Raw genomic sequence first — 17,422 nt, 5'->3', positions numbered from 1 at the left:
AGGGTGGAAGCGAGGAACTTGCGGGGCGGAGGGGGAAGTGCTGGAAGATATGGAGACGCGGTTTCAGGTGGGCCCGCCGCTCATTGCGGAAGGCACCTCTTCCGACCTGAGAAGGACCATCTCAGGCCGGTCCGGACACGTCCAGCTTATTGCCTGAAGACCCGGACGGTTCTCCGCCGGCGGCCGGGAAGAGAGCGGCAATCCGGCGGCTGCGCGGCTCTCTCACCGCCCCCGCCGCACCTTGCCCATCCGTTCCTTGCGCTCGCGGTCCTTGCGGGCCTTGGCGGCGCGCAGCGCGGCGCCGCGGCCGAGCGGCCGGCCGGCGCTGCCCTCCGACACCATCTCGAAGCGCAGGGCGCCGGCGAACGGCGCGGCTTCGATGAGTTTCACTTCGACGCGGTCGCCGAGCCGGTAGGTCTCGCCGCTGCGCGAGCCGATCAGCGAGTGCCGCGCCTCGTCATAGGCGAAATAATCGGCGCCGAGCGTCGAGATGGGGATGAAGCCGTCGGCGCCGGTTTCATCGAGCCGCACGAACAGGCCGGCCTTGGTGACGCCGGCGACGCGGCCGCGGAAGATGGCGCCGACGCGGTCGCTGAGCCAGCCGGCGATCAGCCGGTCGATGGTCTCGCGCTCGGCCTGCATCGCCCGCCGCTCGGCGGCCGAGATGGCCTCGGCGACGCGCGGCAGCGTTTCCTCGACGCCGTCGGGGAGGCCGCCGTCGCCGAGCCCCAGGGCGGTGATCAGGCCGCGGTGGACGACGAGGTCGGCATAGCGGCGGATCGGCGAGGTGAAGTGGGCGTATTTCCTGAGGTTGAGGCCGAAATGGCCGATGTTGACCGGCGAGTATTCGGCCTGGCTCTGCGAGCGCAGTACCACCTCGTTGACCAGATAGGCCTGCGGCGTGCCCTGCACCCGTTCGAGGATGCGGTTGAACAGCTCAGGCTCAAGGTTGCCCTGCTTGGCGATCTTCATGTCGAGCGTCGCCAGGAATTCGCGCAGGCTCTCCAGCTTGGCCAGCGACGGCTGGTCGTGGACGCGGTAAAGGAGCGGCGTCCGCCGCTTTTCCAGCGTCTCGGCGGCCGCGACGTTGGCCTGGATCATGAACTCCTCGATCAGCCGGTGGGCGGCGAGGCGTTCGGGCGTGACGATGCGGTCGACGGTGCCGTCGGGCGTCAACAGCACCTTGCGCTCGGGCAGGTCGAGGTCGAGCGGGCCGCGGGCGTCGCGGGCGGCGGCGAGGATGTCGTAGGCCGCCCAGAGCGGCTTCAGCACGCTGTTGAGAATCGGGCCGGTACGCTCGTTCGGCTGCCCGTCGATCGCCGCCTGCGCCTCGACATAGGAGAGCTTGGCCGACGAGCGCATCATGATGCGGTGGAAGGAATGGCGCTTCTTGCGGCCGTCGGCGTCGAACACCATGCGCACGGCGAGCGCCGGCCGGTCGACGCCTTCCTTCAGCGAGCAGAGGTCGTTGGAGATGCGCTCGGGCAGCATGGGGATGACGCGGTCGGGAAAGTAGACCGAGTTGCCTCGCTTCAGCGCCTCGCGGTCGAGGTCCGAGCCGGGCCGGACATAGGCGGCGACGTCGGCGATGGCGACGGTGACGACGTGGCCGCCGACGTTCTCCGGGTCGTCGTCGGGTATGGCGTGGACGGCGTCGTCGTGGTCCTTGGCGTCGGGCGGATCGATGGTGACGAGGGGAAGATCGCGCCAGTCCTCGCGGCCGGCCATCGTGGCGGCCGGCGCCGCCTCGGCCTCGCGCAGCACCGCCTCGGGGAAGATGTAGGGGATGTCGTTGGCGTGGATGGCGATCATCGACACCGCTTTCTCCGAGCGGAGATTGCCGACGACCTCGCGGACGCGGGCGCGGGCAAGGCCGAAGCGGCCGGAGCGCAGGACGTCTACGGCAACGAGATCGCCGTCCTCGGCGGTGCCGACGTCCTCGGCGGCGATGATCAGCTCTTCGGTCTGCTTCTTGGAGATCGGCAGCAGGCGGGCGCCGGCATCGGTCACCCTGAGGATGCCGAGGATGCCGGCCGGCTTCTTCTCCAGCACCTTCATGACGCGGATGCCGGCGCGGGCGAGGCCCTCGTAGCCGTCCGGCAGATCGACGACGCGGGAGAGCACCCGGTCGCCGAGGCCGGCGGCCGGGCCGTGCTCGCCGCGACGGCGGCGCACGGCGACCACCACGAAGCGCGGTCGCGGGCCGCTCTCGGCGTCCCATTCGGCCGGCTCGGCGTAGAGATCGCCGTCGCGGTCGCGGGAGACGATGTCGCAGGCCAGCACGGCCGGCAGCGCGCCCGGTTCGGCGAAGCGGCGGTGACGGCGCTCGATCAGGCCCTCGCCCTCCAGCTCCTTCAGGAGGCGCTTCAGCACGATGCGGCCCTCACCATGCACCTCGAAGGCGCGGGCGATGTCGCGCTTCGTTCCCTTGCCGGGATTCTCGGTGATGAAGCGGAGGATCGCCTCGCGGGTGGGGACGGCGGGTTCGTCGGTAGGGCGGGGCTTGCGGGCCAAGCGAGTGTTCCGTTGGGTCAGGGGTCGGGTCGACATAGACCATAGATGGAGGCGCAAGGCCAGCCCGGCAACCGAGCGGCTGCGGCGTGGCGCTTGTGAAGGGAAGGGCGCAAAAGGGGAAGGGGTCAGGCCCGGCTGGCCTTGCGGCGGCGTGGCGCCGGCGGCAGGTCGGCGCTCCAGATCACCTCGTCGCCCTCGACGATGCCGGCGGTGGCCGGCTCGGAGGCAAGGCAGACGCGGCTGCGGCCGGTCATCTTGGCCGATTCGAGCGCCGCATCGGCGGCGGCGAAGGCTTCGGCGAAGGCGGTTTCGGCCGGCGCCGTGGCAATGCCCGCCGACAGCGTCAGGCCGATCGGCTTTTCCATCGTGCCGAAATTGGTGCCCTCGAAACGGGCCAGCAGCGCCAGCACCTGCGACCGCGCCTCGACGACGGTGACGCCGGTGGCGAGCACGGTGAATTCGGTGCCGTCGGTGCGGTAGATGGTGCCGAGATTGCCGAGTTCCTCGGCGATCAGCCGGGCGGCGCGGATCAGCACCCGGTCGCCGGCAAGGTGGCCGAAGCGCTCGTTGACGGTCTTGAAGCGGTCGAGCGACAAGAGGATCAGCAGGCGGGCATTGTTCGCCCCGGCCTCATAGTCGACGGGCAGCGATGCCCGGTTCCTGAGACCGGTGAGGCTGTCGGCGAGGCCCTGTTCGGTCAGCTTGGTCTTGATGCGATGGTGGTCGAGGCGCGTGCTGCCGAGATAGATGCCGACGGGATAGGCGACCACGGCGATGACGACGGTGGTGATCGCCCAGCCGCGGATGAGCTCCACCCAGCCGCCGAAGGCCATGATCTGCAGGATGGCGTCGGCGGTCATGGCGAGCACGAAGCAGATGGCCGCGATGCGGAAAGCGAAGACCCTGACGTCACGTTCGGAGTGGACGGGCTTGTTCAAGAGCGCCCGCAGGATTTCGCCGTACATTATCGATCTTCTATCCCAGGGAAACGATGGACTGCCGTCATTGTTCAACCGTATACGCAGAACATAACGATCCAGCCAACAAGATCGATAAAATTGTTCACACTGCCGTGCGGACACGGCGCGCCACCCCCATGACGTCATTGGTGGGTCAGGCGGGATCCGCCTTGGATGCCGCGGATTTCGGCGCCTTGGCGGGCTTGCCCTTGGCCGTGGCCGACTTGGCGGCGGCAGGCTTCTTGGCCGCGGGCTTCTTGGCGGCCGCAGCCTTTGGCGCTGCCTTCTTGCCAGCCGCTTCGCCTTCGCCATCCGCCTTCTTGGCGGCTTTCGGCGCCTTGGCGGGCTTGCCCTTGGCTGGCGCCTTGGCCGCCTTGTCGGCGATCAGCGCCACCGCCTCTTCCAGCGTCACCGCCTGCGGGTCCTTGCCGCGCGGCAGGGTGGCGTAGATCTTTCCCCAGGCGACATAGGGGCCATAGCGGCCGTCGCGTACGGTGATCTCGCCGCCGCCGGCCGGATGCTCGCCGAGGCTTTTCAGCGCCGCCGGCGTGGCGCGGCCACGACCGCCGCGTTCCTTTTTCTCGGCGAGCACGGCGACGGCGCGGTTGAGACCGACGTCGAACACTTCGTCGACCGAGGAGAGGTTGGCGTAGCTGCCGTCGTGGCTGACATAGGGGCCGTAGCGACCGATGTTGGCCTCGATCGGCTTGCCGGTCTCGGGATGCGGGCCGACGGTGCGCGGCAGCGACAACAGGCGGCAGGCGCGTTCGAGATCGATGCTCTCCACGCTCCAGCCCTTGGGCAGCGAGGCGCGCTTGGGCTTGCCCTCCTCGCCGAGCTGCACATAGGGACCGAAGCGGCCGGAGCGCAGCGTCACGTCAAGGCCGGTTTCCGGGTCGGTGCCGAGCAGCTTGACGCCGTTCTCGCCCAGCGCCGCCTCGGCCTCGCCGTCGCCGTTGGTGCCGAGCTGGCGCGTGTAGCGGCATTCGGGATAGTTGGAGCAGCCGATGAACGAGCCGAAGCGGCCGAGCTTCAGCGACAGGCGGCCGTTGCCGCACAGCGGGCAGGAGCGCGGATCGGAGCCGTCGCCGCGATCGGGGAAGATGTGGGCGGCCAGATCCTCGTTGAGCGCGTCGATGACCTCGGCGACGCGCAGCTCCTTCACCTCGCCGATGCGGGTGTTGAAGTCCTTCCAGAAGCGGCGCAGCACCTCGCGCCATTCGGCTTCGCCGGCCGAGATGCGGTCGAGGTCTTCCTCGAGGCTGGCCGTGAAGTCGTATTCGACATAGCGAGTGAAGAAGCTTTCGAGGAAGGCGGTGACGATGCGGCCCTTGTCGGAGGGGACCAGCCGCTTCTTGTCGATGGTCACGTAGTCGCGGTCGCGCAGCGTGGCCAGCGTCGCGGCATAGGTGGAGGGGCGGCCGATGCCGAGTTCCTCCATCTTCTTGACCAGCGTCGCCTCGGTGTAGCGCGGCGGCGGCTCGGTGAAATGCTGCGTCGCGGCCACCGACTTGCGGGCGAGCGCGTCGCCGCTCACGAGCGGCGGCAGGCGGGCGCCGTCCTCGTCCTCCTCGTCGTCGCGGCTCTCCTGATAGAGCGCCAGGAAGCCGTCGAAGCGCAGCACCGAGCCGGTGGCCCTGAGGCCGGCGGCGGTGTCGCCGTTCCGGGCGGCGATGTCGACGGTGGTGCGCTCGAAGTCGGCGCTCTGCATCTGGCTGGCGATGGTGCGCTTCCAGATCAGTTCATAAAGACGCGCCTCGTCGGCTTCGAGATGGCGGGCGACGGCCTTCGGCAGGCGGGCGAGGTCGGTCGGGCGAATGGCCTCGTGCGCCTCCTGGGCGTTCTTGGCCTTGGTGGAATAGAGGCGCGGCTTCTCCGGCAGGTAGCGCTCGCCATATTCCTGGACAATCACCCGCCGGGCGGCGTTGACCGCCTCTGGGGCGATCTGCACGCCGTCGGTTCGCATGTAGGTGATGAGGCCGACCGTCTCGCCGCCGATGTCGGCGCCCTCGTAGAGGCGCTGGGCCACCTGCATGGTGCGCTGGGCCGAGAAGCCGAGCTTGCGCGAGGCCTCCTGCTGCAAGGTCGAGGTGGTGAAAGGCGCGAAGGGGTGGCGCTTCTGCGGCTTCTGCTCGACGTCGGTCACCGCGAAGGCGGCGCTCATCAGGAAGGCGCGGATCTCGTTGGCGGTGATGCCGTCGGCGATGTCGAGCCGGCCGACCTTCTTGCCCCGCCACTCGGAGAGGCGGGCCTCGAACTCGTCGCCGGCCGGGTTGGCGAGCCGGGCGATCACCGACCAGTATTCCTGGGGCTTGAAGGTCTCGATCTCGTTCTCGCGGTCGCAGACGAGGCGCAGCGCCACCGACTGCACGCGGCCGGCCGAACGGGCGCCCGGCAGCTTGCGCCACAGCACCGGCGACAGCGTGAAGCCGACCAGATAGTCGAGGGCGCGGCGGGCGAGATAGGCCTCGACCAGCGGCTGGTCGACGTCGCGCGGTTTGGCCATGGCGTCGAGCACGGCCTGCTTGGTGATGGCGTTGAAGACGACGCGCTGGATGGTCTTGCCCTTCAGGGCGCCGCGACGGGCGCCGAGCACCTCCAGCACGTGCCAGGAAATCGCCTCGCCCTCGCGATCGGGGTCGGTGGCCAGAATCAGCTTGTCGGCATCCTTCAGCGCGGCGGCGATGTCGGACATGCGCTTGCCGGACTTGCCGTCGATTTCCCAGGTCATGGCGAAATCGTCGTCGGGCAGTACCGAGCCGTCCTTGGCCGGCAGATCGCGGATATGGCCGTAGGACGCCAGCACCGTGTAGTCGCGGCCGAGATATTTGTTGATGGTCTTCGCCTTGGCGGGCGATTCCACGATCACGAGATTCATTGAGGTGCGCCGGACTTTTTCACGACAAAAGCTCCGCCCTCTTTAAGTGCGCCCTCCCGATTAAGCAAGAGAAGAGGCCGGAAGGGCTGGCCGGATCGGGCGCCGACCTATCGAACATGCTCTTTAAAGTTGTAATCGCGTGGAAAGCCATGGTCGCCGGAGGGGAGACGCGGGGCCGGAAACCGTTGCGCAGATTCTCCTAAAGATGGTTGCGCGACGTTATCATCAATTATATAGTGTATACACCGACAAGTTGTTGCCACTTAGTGGCGAATGAAAGAGTCGGCATGTATCCTGGGTACAATTTAGCGGAATAGAGGATGGAGCCGATCATGTTGGACGATTCTGCCGCCGGTGCCAAAACGCCGAACGAACGAGCCGAATACATCGAACGGATGTCCCATGAACTCAGCCGCTTGGCGACTGTATCCGGACTGCCGTTTCTGGCCTATATCCTGAATATGGCCGCCGAGGAGGCTTCGCACAGCAAGGTCGACGTGCGATTCGCGGCGCGTGGTCGGGCAACGGCCAGCGCCGACCTCGATATGGGACAGGTGCGTCACCAAAAGTAGTATCCATCCTGATAGGTTGTATTTTTTGCCGGCCTGGGCGTACACGCGCCTCAGCGCAGGAGTGAGACAAGCTGGTTGCCGTGTCGTTCGATACGGCCAGCGAGATCCAGCTCCAGGAGGATCACCGACACAACCGAAGATTTCAACCCGGTGTGCAGGATGACGTCGTCGACTGCAACCGGGGCCGGTCCGAGCGCCGAGATGACCAGCGCGCGACTTTCAGTGCTGACGGCGTCGAGTGCCGCTTCGCCGTCGCCGGACTCCTCGAAATCGAGACGCAACGGCGCCGCGCGATCGAGCATCGGCCTGAGCACGGCGACCACATCGGCGGCGGAGCCGGTCAGCGTCGCGCCGTCGCGGATCAGCCGGTTGGTGCCTTCGGCACGCGGGTCGAGCGGCGAACCGGGCACGGCGAACACCTCGCGGCCCTGGTCGAGGGCGAAGCGGGCGGTGTGCAGCGTGCCGGAGCGGGCGGCCGCCTCAACCACCACGACGCCGAGGCTCATGCCGGAGACGATGCGATTGCGGCGCGGGAAGTCCTTGGCGCGCGGCACCCAGCCGAAGGGCATCTCGGTGAGGATGGCGCCGCCGCGTCCGACGATCTCCTCGATCAGCGGCCGGTGTTCCTCGGGATAGACGTGGTCGATGCCGCCGGCGATCACCGCCACGGTGCCGCTGTCGAGGGCGGCGCGATGGGCGGCGCCGTCGATGCCGCGGGCGAGGCCCGACACCACCACGAAGCCGGCTTCGCCGAGGCCGCGGCCGATGCGCTCGGCCATCTTGTGGCCGACCACCGAGGCATTGCGCGAGCCGACGATCGCCACCGTCGGCCGGGCGAACAGCTCGGGCGAGCCGCCGCGCACCGCGACGAGCGGTGGCGGCGCAGCGATCTCGCGCAGGTAGGCCGGATAGCAGGGTTCGGACATGGCGACCAACTGGGCGCCGTGGGCGATCGTCCGCGCAATCTCGGTTTCCGCCTCGGTCACCGAGGGGATGGCGATGCGGCCGGACGAGCCGCCGCGCCGGGCCAGACCCGGCAGCGCGTCGAGCGCCGCGCCGGCCGAGCCGAAGTGGTTGATCAGGCTGCGGAAGGTGGCCGGACCGACGTTTTCGGAGCGAATCAGTCGCAGCCAGGAGACGCGCTGGCTGTCGGACAGCTCAACCATGCGCCGTCTCCGCCGCTCTCATGATTTGTGACCGATCCGGCCCTCGGTGCCGGCGAGCAGGCGGCGGATGTTGGCGCGATGCTTCAGCCAGACGATCACGGTGAGCCCGGCGAAGACCGCCGCCAGCAGGTTCTCGCCGAGCCCCCACAGGGCGAGCGGTACCGCCACGGTGGCGATGAGGGCGGCGAGCGACGAATAGCGACTGAAATAGGCGACGGCGATCCAGATGCCGGCGAAGATCAGCACGGCCGGCCAGAACAGGCCGAGCAGCACGCCGATGTAGGTGGCAACGCCCTTGCCGCCCTTGAAGCCGAGCCAGACCGGAAACAGATGGCCGAGAAAGGCGGCGACGCCGGCAAGGGCGTCGGCTTCCGGCGCCTGCGGCATCAGCATCCGCACGGCAAGGACGGCCGCCGTTCCCTTGAGAAGGTCGAACAGCAGCGTGGCGGCGGCAAGTTTGCGGTTGCCGGTCCGGAGCACGTTGGTGGCGCCGATGTTGCCCGAGCCGATCGACCGCACGTCGCCGAGGCCGGCGGCACGGGTCAGCAACAGGCCGAACGGGATCGAGCCGAGCACGTAGCCCAGCACGGCGGCGGCGGCGTAGGCGATCCAGGGAGCGACGGACTCGAACATGGGGCCCTCGGCAATCTTGGATAGAGGTAGCCGAATGCGGGTTGCATGTCACCCGCAAATCGGCCTTTGGTCATCACAAGCCGTTCGGGAGCATTTCCGCCGGAAGCCGGTTCACCGGACATGCTCTATCTGTTTGTTGAGACGCAATTCCGGATGCAAGACCGGTTCCCGCTGTTGCCGGACGTGCGCTAGCGCCCGAACACCAGCGCGCCGCCGACATAGGTTTGGCGGACGCGGCCAGTGAAGCGGGCGCCGTCGTAGGGCGTGTTCTTGGCTTTCGAAAGGATGTCCCTGGCGTTGAGCACCCAGGGCTCCTCGGGGTCGAAGACCACGACGTCGGCCGCCGCGCCGGCTTTCAGCGTGCCGGCGTCGAGGCGGGCGATCTCGGCCGGCCGCGTCGCCATGGCCTCGATCAGCCGCATGAGCGTCAGCGAGCCGTCGTGGACGAGGCGCAGGCCGGCGGCGAGGAAGGTTTCGAGACCGATGGCGCCGTCGGCCGCCTCGGCGAACGGCAGGCGCTTGGTCTCGACGTCCTGCGGGTCGTGGCCGGAGACGATGACGTCGATGGCGCCGGTCTTCACCCCGTCGACCAGGGTGCGGCGATCGGCGTCCGAACGCAGCGGCGGCGACAGCTTGAAGAAGGTGCGGTAGGCGCCGATGTCCATCTCGTTGAGCGTCAGGTGGGCGGCCGACACCGAAGCGGTGGCGGCGATGCCCTGATCCTTGGCCCAGGCCATCAGGTCAGGCGCTTCGGCGGCCGACAGCAGCGAGGCGTGGTAACGGCCGCCGGCCAGGCGGGCGAGGCGCAAATCGCGGGCGAGCACCGTGGTCTCGGCCTCGGCCGGGACACCGGTCAGGCCGAGGCGGGCCGCCGTCTCGGAGAGGTTCATGACGCCGGAACCCTTCAGCGTCGCGTCTTCCGGCCGGTTGCAGACGAGGGCGCCGAAATCCTTGGCGTAGGTCAGCGCCCGCCGCAGCACCTGGGCGCTGGCGATCGAGCCGCGACCGGAGGTGAAGCCGACGGCGCCGGCTTCGCCGAGCAGGCCGAACTCGGTCAGCTCCAGCCCCTCCTGTCCCTTGGTCAGCGCCGCCATGACGCGGACGCGCACCGCCGAGGTGCGGCGGGCGCGCGTTGACACGAAGTCGACCAGCGCCGGATCGTCGATGCAGGGATCGGTGTCCGGCATGGCGACGAGGGTGGTGATGCCGCCGGCGGCGGCGGCGCGGCCGGCCGAGGCGAAGGTCTCGCGGTGCTCATGGCCGGGCTCGCCGACATGGGCGCAGAGGTCGACGAGGCCGGGGGCGACGACGAGGCCGCGGCAATCGACGGTTTCGGTGCCCTCGGGCGCGCCGTTGTTGGCCGCCGACGGGCCGGCGGCGACGATGCGGCCATCCACCATCAGCACGGCGCCGGGGCCGTCGAGGCCCTGCGAGGGATCGACGACGCGGGCGTTGGTCAGCCACACGGGATGGGTCTGGGCGAGGCGGCTCATGGCGCGGCCTCGCCGCCGTTGCCGCGGGCGTTGACGACGGCGTCGAGCACCGCCATGCGGATGGCGACGCCCATCTCCACCTGCTCGCGGATCAGGCTTTGCGGGCCGTCGGCGACGGCCGGGTCGATCTCGACGCCGCGGTTCATCGGGCCGGGATGCATGACGAGAGCGTCGGGCTTGGCATAGGCGAGCTTCTCCTCGTCGAGGCCCCAGTAGTGGAAATATTCGCGCACCGACGGCACGAAGGAGCCCTGCATGCGCTCGCGCTGGAGGCGCAGCATCATGACGATGTCGGCGTCCCTCAGGCCGTCGCGCATCGAGGTGAAGGTCTCCAGTCCCATGTCGCGGAAGGCGCCGGGCACCAGCGTCGACGGACCGACGAGGCGGACGCGGGCGCCGAGGGCGGTGAGCAGCAGCACGTTGGAGCGGGCGACGCGGCTGTGGGCGACGTCGCCGCAGATGGCGACGACGAGGCCGTCGATCCGGCTCTTGTGGCGGCGGATGGTCAGCGCGTCGAGGAGGGCCTGCGTCGGATGCTCGTGGCTGCCGTCGCCGGCGTTGACGACGGAGCAGTCAACCTTCTGGGCCAGCAGGGCGACGGCACCCGAGGCGTTGTGGCGCACCACGATGACGTCGGGGTTCATGGCGTTGAGCGTCACCGCGGTGTCGATCAGCGTCTCGCCCTTCTTCACCGACGACTGGCCGACCGCCATGTTCATCACGTCGGCGCCGAGCCGTTTGCCGGCCAGTTCGAAGGACGACTGGGTGCGCGTCGAATTCTCGAAGAACAGGTTGATCTGCGTGCGGCCGAGAAGGCTGTCGCGCTTCTTGGAGGGCTGCCGGCCGAGTTCGATGTTGTCCTCGGCCCGGTCGAGGAGATCGACGATCTCCGGTGGCGAAAGCCCCTCGATCCCGAGGAGATGCGGGCGGCTGAATCCGTAGGGATTGGCGGCTCTGGTGATCATGAGCCCTTCTGATAGAGGCGTTTCTTGCGAGCGGCAAGGGAGCGGCGGGCGAGTGAACAGGAAATTGCCGTCGTCCGGCGCGGCAACGAAAAGCCCGGCCGTCGCTGGGACGGCCGGGCTCGTTGGCGCAGCGGATGGGAAGGTCAGGCGGCGTCGATCTCGGCCAGGAAACGCTCCACCTTGTGGCCGAGGTCGACCGACGATGCCTTCAGCGAGGTGACGGCGTCGAGCACCGTCCGCGCCTCGGCGCGCGTGGTGGCGGCACCGGAACTCAGCTCGACGATGGTCCGCGACAGTTCGCCGTTGCCGTGCGCCGCCTCCTGCATGTTGCGGGTGATCTCGCCGGTGGCGCCGGTCTGCTGGGTCACCGCCGAGGTGATGCTGCCGGAGACGGCGTTCACTTCCTCGATGATGTCGCCGATCTCGGCGATGGCGTTGACGGTGTTGTCGGACACCACCTTGATCTCGGCGATCTTGTGCGAGATGTCCTCGGTGGCCTTGGCCGTCTGGTTGGCGAGCGATTTCACCTCGGCGGCGACGACGGCGAAGCCCCTGCCGGCCTCGCCGGCGCGGGCCGCCTCGATCGTCGCATTGAGCGCCAGAAGATTGGTCTGCTCGGCGATGGCGGTGATCAGGCCGACCACCTGGTTGATCTGGTCGGTGGCGGCGAGCAGCCGGCCGACCGTTTCGCGCGTTTCATGCGCCGAGTCGCGCGCCTTGGCGGCCACGGCCTGCGACGTCTCGACCTGGCGGGCGATCTCGTTGGTCGAGGCCTCCAGCTCCTCGCAGGTGGCGGCGACGGACCGGACGTTGCCCGACGCCTGCTCGGCGGCCGCGGCGGCGATGCCGCTGCTGCGCTCGCTGCCCTCGGCGGTGGTCATCAGCTCGCTGGCCGACTTCTCCAGACGCTGGGCGGCATCCACCACCAGGCTGAGGGTGCCGGTGGCCTCCGAGCGGAAGCGCTGGATCAGCGCCTCGGCACGGGCGGCGCGGCATTCGCGCTCGTCGACGGCGGCGCGCTGGCTGGCCTCCAGGCGGTCGCGCTCCTCGGCGTTCTCACGGAACACGGCGACGGCGGCGGCCATCTCGCCGATCTCGTCCTTGCGGTCGAGGCAGGGGATGTCGACGCCGAGGTTGCCGCCGGCCAGCGAGCGCATGGCGGCGGTCATGGCGGTGATCGGCTGGGCGACGACGCGCTTCAGAACCAGGGCGAGGGCGAGCAGCATCAGCGCGGTTGCCGCGAGGGTGGCGATGAGGGCGGTCAGGCCGAGCCGGTCGAGGCTGGCATAGGCCATGTCGTCATCGACGGCGACGCCGACGTACCACTTGACCGGCAGCCCCTCGATCGGAACGAAGGTGGTGACGTAGTCGCGGCCGTCGAAGACGGCCTCGGCCATGGCGCCGGTGGCCGGCGTGGTCAGTCCGGCGAAGGCTTCGGACAGCGGCTTGGCGACCAGTGCAGCGTCAGGATGGACGAGAATCTTGCCCTCCGACGACACCAGGAAAGCCTGGCCGATGCCGCCGAAGTTGGCGGCCTTGATGCGCTCGATCAGCTTGTCGAGCGCGAAGTCGCCGCCGAACACGCCGATCAGCTTGCCGTCGACTTTCACCGGCACGGCGGCCGAGATCACCACCTTGTTGGTCGCCAGGTCGATATAGGGCTCGGTGAGCTGGGTGGACGCCGCCTTGGCGGTGTCGATGTACCAGGGCCGCTTGCGCGGGTCGTAGCCTTCGGGCATCTCGGCCTTGGGCGAAATGGTGAAGGTGCCGCTTTCCTCGCCGAGGTAGACCGACAGGAACTCGGCGCTCAGCGTCTTGCCGGACAACGTCGAGGCGAGCGAATCCTGGGAGGCGGCGATGGCGTCGGCGGCCTGTTCGGCCATCAGGAGATGCCCCTGGAACCAGTTGCCGGTGCCCGAGGCGACGCTGCTGCCGGTGGTCGCCAGCGTACGGGCGACGCTGTCCTCGAGGTCCTGCCGTTGCAGAAGGTAGATGGTCGTCGAGAAAAGGGCGAAGCTCGCCACCACGATCAGCGAGGCGGTGAGAATGATTCGATGCAGGAGCTTGCCGCGGGTGTTGAGGAAAACCATGTCAATCCGACTCTTGGTGAGGGGCTGTTAATAGAATTAATCGACAATCCATTTACGAAGAGTAACTTTCCGTTCTGCGTGTCCATACTTTGAGCCAATGAATATCCCGCCGCCTTCATAGGAAAAGAAAGAGATTTCAGACTAGTTTCCGCTTCTATTGATTGCGTTTATTCTCGATAGTATCTGATGGTTGCATATGCCGGTTGGATGAGCCGGATGCGGAGCAGCCATACGCAAATACTTCTGGCCCGCGTGGCCCCGGCGGGTGTAGCAGCTGAAGCTGCGACAGGTGCCGTCCGGCATCGGTCCGCGCGTCCGGGGCTAACGCCGTCCGCGACCCTTCCTGCACCGACCGGGATCGTCCATGCTTCTCCTGCCGCCGGGCGCCGTCCGCGCCCCCGTTCTCCGCTGGGCCGTGCTGCTCCTGGCATCGGCGGCATTCGGCATTTTTCTCGAACTTCTGCATCTGCCGGCGGCGCTGCTGCTCGGCCCGATGCTGGCGGCGATCCTGATGGGCGTCAACGGCCGGCCGGTGACGGTGCCGCGCTCCGGCTTCCTGGTGGCGCAGGGGGTGGTCGGCACGCTGATGGCGCGGGCGATGCCGCCCGGCGTGCTCGGCGAGATCCTTGCCGTTTGGCCGGTCATCCTGATGGGCGTCGTGTCGGTGGTGCTGACCGCCAACGTCATCGGCTACCTGATGGCCCGCTTTGGCGTGCTGCCCGGCACCACCGCCGTCTGGGGCGCCTCGCCGGGAGCGGCCACCGCCATGGTGATCATGGCCGAGGTCTACGGCGGCGACATGCGGCTCGTCGCCGTCATGCAGTATCTGAGGGTGATCATCGTCGCCACCATGGCGTCGCTGGCCGCCCGCTTCCTGCTCGACGCGACGCTGACCGGCGGCACGGCCGCCGATTGGTTCCCGCCGCTCCACGTGGCGAATTTCGCCGGCACGCTGCTGGTGATCGCCGCCGGCCTCGTGGTGTCGCGCCTCCTGCGCCTTTCCACCGGCGCCATGATCCTGCCGATGCTGTTCGCCATCGTGCTGCAAGGGGCGGGCGTCTTCACCGTCGAGCTGCCGCCGGTGCTGCTCGCCGCCTCCTACGCCGTCTGCGGCTGGGCGATCGGCTCGCGCTTCACTCGCGACATCCTCGCCTACGCGGCGCGGGCGCTGCCGACCATCCTGTGCGCCATCGTCGGGCTGGTCGCCGTCTGCGCCGTCTACGCCGGCGTGCTGGCGTCGGTGACCGGCGTCGACTTCCTCACCGCCTATCTGGCGACGTCGCCGGGCGGGGCGGATTCGGTGGCGATCATCGCCGCGTCGAGCAAGGTCGACATGTCCTTCGTCATGGCCATGCAGACCATGCGCTTCTTCCTGGTGCTGTTCACCGGGCCGGCGACGGCCCGCTTCATCGCCAGCCGCGTCAGCAGTTGACGCGTTCCTTGCGGCCGAGCACCACGGCGCGCGCCGCCGCGAGGCGGGCGATCGGCGTGCGGAAGGGCGAGCAGGACACGTAGGAAAGGCCCGCTTCCTCGCAGAAGGCGATCGACTGGGGGTCGCCGCCGTGCTCGCCGCACATGCCGAGGCCGATGTCGGGCCGCGACTTCCGCCCCCGCTCGATGGCGATGCGGATCAGCTCGCCGACGCCGTCGCGATCGATGCTGACGAAGGGATCGCGGGGAAACACCCCCTTCTGCAGATAGGTCGGCAGGAAGGAGGCGGCGTCGTCGCGGCTGATGCCGAAGGTGGTCTGGGTGAGGTCGTTGGTGCCGAAGGAGAAGAAGGCGGCCGACTGGGCGATGTCCTCGGCCATCAGCGCGGCGCGCGGCAGCTCGATCATCGTGCCGACCTGATAGGCGACCGGCTGGCCGGCCGCCTCCGATACCTCGACGGCGACGCGGGCGATGATCGCCTTGACGTAGTCGAGTTCCTGGCGGGCGGCGACCAGCGGCACCATGATCTCCGGCGTCACCGGCCGGCCGAGCTTTTCCGTCGCGGCGATGGCCGCCTCGAAGATGGCGCGCGCCTGCACCTCGGCGATCTCCGGGAAGGAGACGGCGAGGCGGCAGCCGCGATGGCCGAGCATCGGGTTGTATTCCTCGAGGTTGGCGATGCGGCGGCGCAGCACGTCGGGCGCCACGCCGGAGACCTGCGACAGCTCGGTCACCTCGCGTTCGGTGCGCGGCAGGAACTCGTGCAGCGGCGGGTCGAGCAGGCGGATGCACACCGGCCGCCCCTCCATGATCTCGAACAGCTCGGCGAAATCCTGCCGCTGCATCGGCAGGATCTTCTGGAGCGCGGCGCGGCGGCTCTCGGGCGTCTCGGCGAGGATCATCTCGCGCACGGCGGAAATGCGCGAATTCTCGAAGAACATGTGTTCGGTGCGGCAGAGGCCGATGCCCTCGGCGCCGAACTGGCGGGCGATGCGCGCCTCGGTCGGCGTCTCGGCGTTGGCGCGCACTTCCAGGCGGCGGATGGCGTCGGCCCAGGTCATGATCTCGGCGAAGGGGCCGGACAGTTCCGGCTCCTTCATCGGCACGCGGCCGGCCATGATCTGGCCCGACGAGCCGTCGATGGTGACGACGTCGCCGACCCTGAGTTCGCGCTTGCCGATGGTGACGGTGCCGGCCGCCGGATTGGCCTTCAGCGCGCTGACGCCGACCACGCAGGGCTTGCCGAGGCCGCGGGCGATGACGGCGGCGTGCGAGGTCATGCCGCCGCGCGCCGTGACGACGCCGGCCGACGCGTGCATGCCGTGCACGTCGTCCGGGCTGGTCTCGGCGCGGATGAGGATGACCTTGATGCCGCGCTGGCGGGCCTTCTCGGCCTGTTCGGCGTTGAAGGCGATCTCGCCGACGGCGGCGCCGGGCGAGGCCGGCAGGCCGGTGGCCAGCACGTCGCGCGGCGCGTCGGCCTCGATGGTCGGGTGCAACAGCTGTTCGAGCGAGGAGGGGTCGATGCGCTCGATCGCCTCCTCGCGGCTGATCAGGCCCTCGTTGGCCATGTCGACGGCGATCTTCAGCGCCGCCTCGACGGTGCGGCGGCCCGAGCGGGTCTGCAGCATCCACAGCTTGCCGCGCTCGATGGTGAATTCGAGGTCCTGGATGTCCTTGAAATGGCGTTCGAGCTTCTGGCAGTAGCCGATGAACTCGCGGTAGGTGTCGGGCATCAGCGCTTCGAGCGACGGCCGGTCGGAACGGCTGTCGAGGCGGGCCGCCTCGGTCAGGTCCTGCGGCGTGCGCAGGCCGGCCACCACCTCCTCGCCCTGGGCGTTGAGCAGGAACTCGCCGTAGAGCTGGCGCTCGCCGGTGGAGGGGTTGCGCGTGAAGGCGACGCCGGTGGCCGAGCGCTCGTCCATGTTGCCGAACACCATGGCCTGGACGTTGACGGCGGTGCCGGAACTCGCGGAAATGCCGTGCAGCTTGCGGAAGGTGGCGGCGCGCTGGTTGCTCCACGAGCCGAACACGGCGCCGATGGCGCCCCACAGCTGCTCGCGCGGGTCGAGCGGGAAGGGCTTGCCGGTCTCGTCGGCGATCAGCGCCTTGAAGCTGGCGATCACCTTGCGCCACTCGCCGGCCGACAGCTCGGTGTCGTTGAAATAGCCCTCGCGTTCCTTGAGGTCGTCGAGGATCTCCTCGAAGGCCTGCTCGTCGACGCCGAGCACCACGTCGCCGTACATCTGGACGAAGCGGCGGTAGCTGTCGAGGGCGAAGCGGGCGTCACCCGATTCTATGGCCAGCGCCTCGACGGTGACGTCGTTGAGGCCGAGGTTGAGCACGGTGTCCATCATGCCCGGCATGGCGGCAAGAGCGCCGGAACGGACCGATACGAGCAGCGGCCGGGCGGGATCGCCGAAGGTGCGGCCGGTACGCCGGCTGAGAAGTTCGAGCGCGGCGTCGACCTGCCGTTCGAGATCGAGGGGATAGCGGTGATCGTTGGCGTAGTAGTGGCGGCAGACCTCGGTGGTGATGGTGAAGCCCGGCGGCACCGGCAGCCCGAGGCTGGCCATTTCCGCCAGATTGGCGCCCTTGGTGCCGAGCAGATGGCGAAGCCTGATGCCCCCGTCCGCCGCGCCGTCGCCGAAGTTGTAGACCCAGGTCGGCATGCCGCCGCTCTCTAGATGCGTGTCGCGCGTATCCATGGACTGCCTATAA

General features: G+C 68.7%; 10 protein-coding genes and 1 pseudogene. 2 read left to right on the top strand and 9 right to left on the bottom strand.

All coding sequences use genetic code 11. The features are described 5' to 3' along the window. Window positions 1-222: 222 nt before the first annotated feature. The 3 genes from rnr to topA form a co-directional block, all read right to left on the bottom strand. Window positions 223-2,550 carry a ribonuclease R gene (gene rnr, locus H512_RS0107875; protein ID WP_210162670.1) on the bottom strand — a complete coding sequence of 776 codons (2,328 nt, stop codon included), beginning with the start codon at window positions 2,548-2,550 and terminating at the stop codon, window positions 223-225. A gap of 89 nt (window positions 2,551-2,639) precedes the next feature. Continuing rightward, the gene (locus tag H512_RS0107870; protein WP_026782989.1) at window positions 2,640-3,479 is read right to left on the bottom strand and encodes a GGDEF domain-containing protein; all 840 of its coding nucleotides are present in this window, start codon (window positions 3,477-3,479) and stop codon (window positions 2,640-2,642) included. Window positions 3,480-3,627: 148 nt separating this feature from the next. Continuing rightward, a complete protein-coding gene (topA, locus tag H512_RS0107865; protein WP_026782988.1) occupies window positions 3,628-6,351 on the bottom strand; it encodes a type I DNA topoisomerase in 2,724 nt (907 codons plus the stop codon). A 320-nt stretch (window positions 6,352-6,671) separates the two neighbouring features. On the opposite strand from topA, the gene H512_RS0107855 reads away from it, so the two are divergent. After that, on the top strand, window positions 6,672-6,923 hold the full coding sequence (locus H512_RS0107855) for a hypothetical protein (protein ID WP_026782986.1): 252 nt from the start codon (window positions 6,672-6,674) through the stop codon (window positions 6,921-6,923). Window positions 6,924-6,973: 50 nt separating this feature from the next. Here the strand turns inward: H512_RS0107855 and dprA are convergent, their stop codons facing one another. The 5 genes and pseudogenes from dprA to H512_RS0107830 all read right to left on the bottom strand — a co-directional run. Next, window positions 6,974-8,089, bottom strand: coding sequence for a DNA-processing protein DprA (dprA, locus tag H512_RS0107850; RefSeq protein ID WP_026782985.1), 1,116 nt, complete (start codon window positions 8,087-8,089; stop codon window positions 6,974-6,976). 18 nt (window positions 8,090-8,107) lie between these two features. Next, window positions 8,108-8,722, bottom strand: coding sequence for a glycerol-3-phosphate 1-O-acyltransferase PlsY (gene plsY / locus H512_RS0107845; protein WP_053239670.1), 615 nt, complete (start codon window positions 8,720-8,722; stop codon window positions 8,108-8,110). Window positions 8,723-8,910: 188 nt separating this feature from the next. Then, window positions 8,911-10,215: a dihydroorotase gene (gene pyrC / locus H512_RS0107840; RefSeq protein ID WP_026782983.1), complete on the bottom strand. Its 1,305-nt coding sequence runs from the start codon at window positions 10,213-10,215 to the stop codon at window positions 8,911-8,913. Continuing rightward, window positions 10,212-11,180: an aspartate carbamoyltransferase catalytic subunit gene (locus H512_RS0107835; protein WP_026782982.1), complete on the bottom strand. Its 969-nt coding sequence runs from the start codon at window positions 11,178-11,180 to the stop codon at window positions 10,212-10,214. Before H512_RS0107835 ends, pyrC begins: the two co-directional genes overlap by 4 nt. A gap of 143 nt (window positions 11,181-11,323) precedes the next feature. Further along, window positions 11,324-13,075 (bottom strand): annotated as a pseudogene (locus tag H512_RS0107830) (methyl-accepting chemotaxis protein); the annotation flags it as partial. Between the two features lie 559 nt (window positions 13,076-13,634). On the opposite strand from H512_RS0107830, the gene H512_RS0107825 reads away from it, so the two are divergent. After that, window positions 13,635-14,702: an AbrB family transcriptional regulator gene (locus H512_RS0107825; protein WP_026782980.1), complete on the top strand. Its 1,068-nt coding sequence runs from the start codon at window positions 13,635-13,637 to the stop codon at window positions 14,700-14,702. On the opposite strand, the gene ppdK is transcribed toward H512_RS0107825, so the two are convergent. Beyond that, window positions 14,692-17,373 (bottom strand): pyruvate, phosphate dikinase, encoded by a 2,682-nt coding sequence (gene ppdK, locus H512_RS0107820; protein WP_026782979.1) that lies wholly within the window; start codon window positions 17,371-17,373, stop codon window positions 14,692-14,694. The genes H512_RS0107825 and ppdK overlap by 11 nt on opposite strands. Window positions 17,374-17,422: the final 49 nt, after the last annotated feature.

Origin of the sequence: Pleomorphomonas koreensis DSM 23070 (assembly GCF_000425185.1) — a bacterium.
GTDB lineage: Bacteria > Pseudomonadota > Alphaproteobacteria > Rhizobiales > Pleomorphomonadaceae > Pleomorphomonas > Pleomorphomonas koreensis.
The sequence above is the reverse complement of the archived record's forward strand: the minus strand, read 5'-3'. Positions and strand labels throughout refer to the sequence as shown.

Bases quoted from the DNA above. Each gene is read 5' to 3' on its own strand.
- rnr (WP_210162670.1), bottom strand. From the start codon at position 2,550: ATGTCGACCCGACCCCTGACCCAACGGAACACTCGCTTGGCCCGCAAG.
- H512_RS0107870 (WP_026782989.1), bottom strand. From the start codon at position 3,479: ATGTACGGCGAAATCCTGCGGGCGCTCTTGAACAAGCCCGTCCACTCC.
- topA (WP_026782988.1), bottom strand. From the start codon at position 6,351: ATGAATCTCGTGATCGTGGAATCGCCCGCCAAGGCGAAGACCATCAAC.
- H512_RS0107855 (WP_026782986.1), top strand. From the start codon at position 6,672: ATGGAGCCGATCATGTTGGACGATTCTGCCGCCGGTGCCAAAACGCCG.
- dprA (WP_026782985.1), bottom strand. From the start codon at position 8,089: ATGGTTGAGCTGTCCGACAGCCAGCGCGTCTCCTGGCTGCGACTGATT.
- plsY (WP_053239670.1), bottom strand. From the start codon at position 8,722: ATGTTCGAGTCCGTCGCTCCCTGGATCGCCTACGCCGCCGCCGCCGTG.
- pyrC (WP_026782983.1), bottom strand. From the start codon at position 10,215: ATGAGCCGCCTCGCCCAGACCCATCCCGTGTGGCTGACCAACGCCCGC.
- H512_RS0107835 (WP_026782982.1), bottom strand. From the start codon at position 11,180: ATGATCACCAGAGCCGCCAATCCCTACGGATTCAGCCGCCCGCATCTC.
- H512_RS0107825 (WP_026782980.1), top strand. From the start codon at position 13,635: ATGCTTCTCCTGCCGCCGGGCGCCGTCCGCGCCCCCGTTCTCCGCTGG.
- ppdK (WP_026782979.1), bottom strand. From the start codon at position 17,373: ATGCCGACCTGGGTCTACAACTTCGGCGACGGCGCGGCGGACGGGGGC.